The organism is Flavobacterium sp. Arc3, from assembly GCF_041431375.1.
Classification (GTDB): domain Bacteria; phylum Bacteroidota; class Bacteroidia; order Flavobacteriales; family Flavobacteriaceae; genus Flavobacterium.
The window spans coordinates 87,395-94,093 of sequence record NZ_JASMRI010000020.1 but is presented as its reverse complement, the minus strand read 5'-3'; the positions used below and the strand labels follow the sequence as shown (position 1 = coordinate 94,093).

Annotated in this window: 6 protein-coding genes and 1 riboswitch; of the genes, 1 reads left to right on the top strand and 5 read right to left on the bottom strand. The window is 33.8% G+C overall.

The genetic code is table 11. The annotated features are described in order from the left end of the window. Positions 1 to 665: 665 nt before the first annotated feature. From QO200_RS14510 to QO200_RS14495, 4 genes are read right to left on the bottom strand one after another with little or no spacing between them, the layout of a single operon-like run. On the bottom strand, positions 666 to 1,202 hold the full coding sequence (locus QO200_RS14510) for a DUF4252 domain-containing protein (RefSeq protein WP_371541264.1): 537 nt from the start codon (positions 1,200 to 1,202) through the stop codon (positions 666 to 668). A gap of 6 nt (positions 1,203 to 1,208) precedes the next feature. Then, positions 1,209 to 1,739, bottom strand: coding sequence for a DUF4252 domain-containing protein (locus tag QO200_RS14505; RefSeq protein WP_371541263.1), 531 nt, complete (start codon positions 1,737 to 1,739; stop codon positions 1,209 to 1,211). Positions 1,740 to 1,752: 13 nt separating this feature from the next. Then, a complete protein-coding gene (locus QO200_RS14500; protein ID WP_371541260.1) occupies positions 1,753 to 2,208 on the bottom strand; it encodes a hypothetical protein in 456 nt (151 codons plus the stop codon). After that, positions 2,195 to 2,704 carry an RNA polymerase sigma factor gene (locus QO200_RS14495; protein WP_371541258.1) on the bottom strand — a complete coding sequence of 170 codons (510 nt, stop codon included), beginning with the start codon at positions 2,702 to 2,704 and terminating at the stop codon, positions 2,195 to 2,197. The genes QO200_RS14500 and QO200_RS14495 overlap by 14 nt, the downstream gene beginning before the upstream one ends. 127 nt (positions 2,705 to 2,831) lie before the next feature. Here QO200_RS14495 and QO200_RS14490 point away from each other — a divergent pair, with 127 nt between their 5' ends. Then, positions 2,832 to 4,277, top strand: a complete 1,446-nt coding sequence (locus tag QO200_RS14490; protein ID WP_371541255.1) for a S41 family peptidase — start codon at positions 2,832 to 2,834, stop codon at positions 4,275 to 4,277. Positions 4,278 to 4,350: 73 nt separating this feature from the next. Here the strand turns inward: QO200_RS14490 and QO200_RS14485 are convergent, their stop codons facing one another. Then, a complete protein-coding gene (locus QO200_RS14485) occupies positions 4,351 to 6,303 on the bottom strand; it encodes a TonB-dependent receptor plug domain-containing protein (protein ID WP_371541252.1) in 1,953 nt (650 codons plus the stop codon). Positions 6,304 to 6,402: 99 nt separating this feature from the next. Then, positions 6,403 to 6,602, bottom strand: a riboswitch (cobalamin riboswitch). Positions 6,603 to 6,699 lie beyond the last annotated feature (97 nt).

The following is a 6,699-nucleotide window of genomic DNA, read 5'->3' as shown; positions in this document are numbered from 1 at the left end:
ATCAATTCAGGAAGTATGAGTTTAAGAAGTTCTATATAATTTTCCAAGTCTTATTTTTTTCTGTAAATCTCGGGAATGTTTAATTCCTCCCCAACTTTTGAGATTGACCCCAGGTTTTGTTCCTGATCCTAAAAATCCCCTCCAAAATTCTTTAGAAAAGCCATTCTCAGTAAAAAAAATATTGAAAAACCAATTGTTATAATTACAAAAGCACCTATATACAAAAACAATCTGTCGTTTTTATGTTCCCTTCTTAGCAGCTCCACATTAGCTACGCTGTATTTCTTGGCAATCATCATCTAATTCTTTATTTTAACTCTGCAAACAGTACAATAACAACCGTTTCTACAGTAAAGTAAAGGAACGAGTATTACGCCTCTTTCACAATACCTACTTTTAGTGATATTGCAAACTAATCCTACTATTCAACAATAAAAACTCATTATGTTACGAATCGAGTTTAAACTTTCTAATAAGAGATTTATACACTCCTATAAAACCGCTTCAGCTAGCATAGCCTGAAAAAAGCCCGCTCCATTAATAGCAACTCTCAAAAACAAAAAAAGGCACCACACCCCCACTTTTACTATCTAACCTAAAATAGTTGTCACAAAAAAAGCGTCTCGACAAACTGCCGAGACGCTTTAAATTAAAAATATATTATCTTACTTTTCAAACATTTCCTGTAAAGGCTTTAATTGCTCCATATCAATATTAGACTGTCTCAAAACTGACATTAATGTGATAATATTATTAGGATTCATATCCTTACCTAAAACTCGCACGACAGCAAATCCTGCATCTTTACTATTTGCATACAAAACAAACTCATCTATATGCTCATCTGTCCCTACATAGCTTACTGAAGCACCTACCGAACCGGAACCATACTTCATCAACTGCTGGTACTTTTTGTCCTTTAGAATCAAACTAACCTTTGCCCGCTCTGATTCGAATTCTGCTTTGTTATTCTCATTAAGCTTAAAGGCTAAAACATTCATTTTATCAAACGCTTCTAAAGCCCCACTTTGTTCTGCAGATAGTTTAGTTTTATCTACATTCAGTATACTCGGAGAAACATCTAATGCAATGAAATCCGTGTTTTCTGTATTTTCCACAAAATACTTTTGTAGCGTAGGTTCTGAATTACAACTAACAGTTAACAGACTCACAAAAATCGCTATGCTATAAATCGTTTTCATTTTCTTTTATTTTTTTCCTTTGGTTGCTTTTTTCAAATCATCTCCACCTGGTATTCTCATTTTATCGGTAAGAATAGAAATTTCGTTCAAATCAAAATTACCCGTCAACGACATCAAAACAGTCTCATTTGATTTGCTCCCACCTTCGATAAACATTAAAAGTTCTCTTATTTGAGAGTCTGTCGCTCCAGATTTTACTAATATTTTAATATTTTTACCGCTATCATTGACACGCATCAATTCTTCCAGACCTGCCGTTCTTATATATTTTTCTGCAGTTAACCTCATATCACTAGTTGCTCTGGTGCTAGTAGTAGTAAAAACTTTAAGGTTGTCCAGCTTTTTTATCAAATTCATATATTGCTGCGTTTCCCTATCAGAAGCATCAACTTTAACCTTACTCATCAACTCAAACATTTTCTTATTTACGATAATAGACGTTACATCATCCTGACCATCAAACTTATCAAATGCAGCTTGTGCAAAAAACGGACTAGAAACCAATACTATTACTAATGTGATTATAAACTTTTTCATTTTGTTTTATTTATTATTGTTTAAAAATTAATTTTTTTGAATCCTCATATTTCTCAAGAACTATAACACTTTCTATGCCAACATTTACATGGCTTGACAACATGGCCAATGCTTTTTGTGTCTCTTTCATCGCTACCTCAGGATTATCATACGTCCCCAGTTCCTGATTTGAAACTTCACTATCAAAATACAGATAACTACCAGCACCTACCATAACAACAACTGAAGCAGCAATAGACAACCAGACTTTATTTCTTTTTTTACTCTGAGGCTTCGGCAATTCCATAACTTTTTGTTTGAATTCCTGTCCAGCGGCCTGTGAGAAATAAGCGAAAATTGGCGCATACTGCTTTAGATGAGGCGCAACTTCAGCCGAAGCAAAGTATTCCCGCAACTCTTTTTCCTCTACAATACTACTTTGACCTTCAAAGTATTTTTCAATAAGTATTTCTATTTTATTCAATTCCATAACCGTGGATTTTAATCATATTTTCTTTAATTGTTTTTCTTGCTCTTGAAAGCGCTACCCTTATCGCAGTTTCATTCATCTCCAATATTTTTGCAATTTCATCAAAATCATACTGTTCAACATCTCGCATCTGGATTATTAATTTTTGTTGCTGTGGCAGTCGATTAATTATTTTTTCTACCCAATTCAAACTATCTCCGTCTTCCACAATTTTATCTAATCTTGGAGAATTATCAGTAAAATTATCATGAGTGAGCTTAACATTTCCCGCTCTTTTTGACTTTAGCTGGTCCAAACAATAATTTTTTGTCATGGTCATCGCAAAAGCTTCGACACTATTGAAACCAACCAAACTTTCGTTTTTATTCCATAATTTAACTAAAATCTCTTGAGTAGCGTCCTCAGCCTCCTCTGTACTTATAAGCAACCGTTTTGCTAATCGAAAGACTTTGTCTTTGAATGGAGTTGTAATCTGCAAAAACTCTATTTGATTCATAAATCACTACATTATTAGTCCGGCTTATAGTATCAAGACGAGACAGTTTTATTTTTGTTACAAAATATATTTAAAATTAAAACTAAACATACTATTTTTACGTTTATTATATAAATTACCCCAATATATGAAACCTACATTTAAATTTGCGCTATTACTTCTTTTAGTAGTTTTTTCTTTCCAAAGCTGTCAAGATAACGATGATACTGCGGCACCAATAAACCTAGAAGTTCAGGATTTTATTTGGAAAGGGCTAAACCAATATTATTTATGGCAACCAGATGTCCCTAACTTATCTGATGATCGATTTGCATCTCAAAATGAGTTAAACACTTTCTTACAAACCTATTCAACTCCTGAGCAATTATTTGATGCGTTAAGAGTCGATAAATCCATCGATAGATTCAGTTGGATTGTAGATGATTACTTAGAACTTGAAGGAGCGCTTCAAGGAATCACAAAAAATAACGGTGTTGAATTTGGCCTAGTTTACAAACCAGGATCAAGTACAGATATCTTTGGTTATGTTCGTTATATCATTCCAGGATCAGACGCAGCAACTAAAGACATTAAACGTGGTGCTATTTTTTACGGTATTAACGGAACCCAACTTACAATTAGTAATTACCAATCTTTATTGGCTAATGATACTTTTACTTTAAACCTTGCTGACTATAATTCAGGAGCAATAACGCCAAATAATAAAACCGTTTCCTTAACAAAAACCGTAGTATCTGAAAACCCTATTTTAATCAATAAAGTAATTGTTAATGGAGCACATACGATTGGTTATTTAATGTACAATGGTTTTTATGCAGATTACGACACTAAACTAAACGAGGCTTTCGCGACGTTAAAATCGCAAGGAGTTACTGATTTAGTACTTGATTTAAGATATAATGGAGGTGGATCAGTGCAAACTGCCGCTCGACTAGCTAGTATGATTACAGGACAATACACTGGAAAAGTTTTTGCAAAACAACAATGGAACCCTAAAATCAACAGCTATTTTGAATCTAACAATCCTGAAGCACTGAATAACAACTTCACAGATAAAATAGAAACAACTGCAATAAACAGCTTGAAATTGAGCAAAATTTATATTCTAACCACAAAAAGTACAGCTTCTGCAAGTGAACTTGTTATTAATGGTTTGAAGCCTTATATGACCGTAGTTCAAATAGGAGATGTTACGACAGGGAAAAATGTTGGGTCGATTACATTATATGACTCCCCTACTTTTGGTCAAGAAAACAGAAACCCAAATCACCGATATGCGATGCAACCTATAGTTTTAAAAATAGTAAATGCTGCAGGTTTTGGAGATTACTTCAATGGATTAACACCTGATTATTCTCTAAAAGAAAATTACGGAAACATGGATGTCCTTGGGAATTCTACAGAACCTTTGTTAAGTACTGCAATAGGTAAAATTACGGGAACAAGCAAAATGCTAAAACAAAGCCCTGAAAAAGAACTCAACTATTTTAAAGATGCTAAATCTTTGAATGGTTTGCAAAACCAAATGTATTTAGAAAAAGCTCCAGAAGGTATTTTGAAATCTTTAGACTAAATCATAATTAGTAAAACTAAAAAAGGCTTTCATCACTGAAAGCCTTTTTTAGTTTTATCTAAAGAACGTACTATTAAAACAATACGTTTACTCCTATTTTAAAATTCCTTCCTCTTGTGCTATATCCTACCGTTTCTACAAAATCTTCATTTAAGATATTGTTTACTGACGCAAAAACATTCATTCTGTTTTTAATAACATCATATTTAGCCATTGCATTAACTAACTGATAAGAATCTAGAAGAACAGCCGTTGTAGCATATGTTCCTCCATCAAAGAAAGCGTCTTTCCTTTTATCAACATACTGATAATTGACATTGAAGAAAGCACGGCTTGTTGCTTGATAATCCAAGGAAACATTCCCTTTATGTTTTGGAATTAATCTACTTAAAGGCTCTTCCACTTGGGTAAATGTATAATTCCCATTAACCTTTAGAGCATTCGAAAAAGAATAAGAAACCATAGTTTCGACTCCTCTCGCATTATTCCTCCCCTCTATATTGATATAGTTTGAAGCATAGGTATCAGGATTCGTATAAAATCCAAATGAATTTTCCTCTTCCCTGTAAAAAGCAACAGTATTAAAAGTCAGTTTTTTATCTAATAATGATACTTCAAATCCCGCCTCTACCGTAGAATTTTCCTCAGGAGTCAAATCTAGATTTCCATAAGGAGAATACAATTGATACAAACTTGGAGTAATATAGGCTGTGCTATACGACGCCAATACTTTCAACGGAACTTCAGTAAAAGAATAAGATGGATTCACATTAAATACAAAATGATTATCATAAACACTATGCATATTAAAACGTCCTCCAACATTCAGATTTAAACCAAAATCAGAATTATAGACTGCGGTCAAATAAGGATCAATAGTATTAAATTTTGCTTTCTCTGCAGCAATTGCGCCGTAAGGGGTTTCAGAACTCATTTCCTGAAATTGAAACTGACCTCCTACTACCACAAAAAAATGATTGCTAAATTCATATTTATTAAAAGCATCTACATTTACACTTTTGGATTTGTAATCGCTGATGTCTACCGAATTAGAATAACTGCTAAACGTATTATAATTTCTTTCGATAGTATTAAAACTTGAATTCATAACAAACTCTCCTTTTTCATACTTGTACTTCGGAGAGAAACCAAAACGAAACTGCTCTGAAGTCGATACATTTAAAGAGTTATCGGGATTATTTAAATTATCAAATGTTCCGTCAAAATCATTTTTCAACCTATCATAATTACCAAAAAAGTCAAATGAAAGCTTTTTTGTTGGTTTAAAACCTAGTTTAACCAATGCGTTTATTCTGGAAAAGCGATCTACTTCAAAATCTGCTGATTTAGGAACTGCAGCTTCAGAAAGCCCTGATGTCTCTGTACTGTTTAACGAAGCGTAATAATTAAATTTGTCCAAATTTCCGTTGACAGAAAGCCCTTGATTATAGTCTTCAGGACGATAATTAGTTCTATCTGCTGTAGTTTGTGTCCCGATATTCATATAGGCATTTCCGGCAAATGCTTTCTTTCCTGCCTTTTTTAAAGTGATATTAATTACTCCTGTTGCCGCCCCTGAACCATACAAAGTACTTGCTGCCCCTTTCATAATCTCTATACTCTCTACTTGTTCTGCAGGGATTAGACGTAAATCGTACTCTAAATTAATACCCGAAGCATCTGTTACAGGGATTCCATCAATTAGGATTAGAGTTTGGCGGTTGCGACCACCTCGAATGTAATAGCCCAAATTTTTACCAGCACTACTTTGGTTTCCGTTTATCTCTAAACCTGCTACAGTACTTAAAATAGAAGCGAGAGATTGCCCCGATTTTTTAGCCAATTCCTCGGCCGTAATTTTTACAATTACCTTTCCCGACTTTTCTTTTGCCAAAGCAAATTTAGAATCCGAAATAACAACTTCATTCAACTCATTAGGAGTAGAAATAGTTTCTTTTTGCTGCGCAAAGGCACAAGCACTCATCAGCACGCATAACGCACTAATACGAACGATTTTGTTGTTCATTTTAATAAAACATTTTTAATAACGGCTCTTACCGTTACATGACTAAAAATGGGAAGAAAGTATGAAATAACCCATACCCAAACCTTTTTTCCCGAAAGTTTGATACAAATTGTAATAGGCAGGTCTCCTGGCTTGCGTCTTGTTGTTTCCCTTCCCATTCGCCGCGGCAAACAGTGGTTTTGTAGATAACAACAAGCTTGATAGCTTACAGTTGCGGGTACAGCCCAGGTTTTAAACCTGATTCCCTTTTAATGCTATTTTGAAAAAACAAAAAAGCAACCTCAATACGGCTGCAAATATAGAAAAATTGAAAGATATTATAAAAAAACCTAATGGAATTAACCACAATAAACACGCTACGCATTTAAAAAAACGCATAACAAACTACTAAACAAT

Excerpts from the sequence above, each read along its gene's own strand:
- QO200_RS14510 (WP_371541264.1), bottom strand. The coding sequence starts at position 1,202 with ATGAAAACGATTTATAGCATAGCGATTTTTGTGAGTCTGTTAACTGTT.
- QO200_RS14505 (WP_371541263.1), bottom strand. The coding sequence starts at position 1,739 with ATGAAAAAGTTTATAATCACATTAGTAATAGTATTGGTTTCTAGTCCG.
- QO200_RS14500 (WP_371541260.1), bottom strand. The coding sequence starts at position 2,208 with ATGGAATTGAATAAAATAGAAATACTTATTGAAAAATACTTTGAAGGT.
- QO200_RS14495 (WP_371541258.1), bottom strand. The coding sequence starts at position 2,704 with ATGAATCAAATAGAGTTTTTGCAGATTACAACTCCATTCAAAGACAAA.
- QO200_RS14490 (WP_371541255.1), top strand. The coding sequence starts at position 2,832 with ATGAAACCTACATTTAAATTTGCGCTATTACTTCTTTTAGTAGTTTTT.
- QO200_RS14485 (WP_371541252.1), bottom strand. The coding sequence starts at position 6,303 with ATGAACAACAAAATCGTTCGTATTAGTGCGTTATGCGTGCTGATGAGT.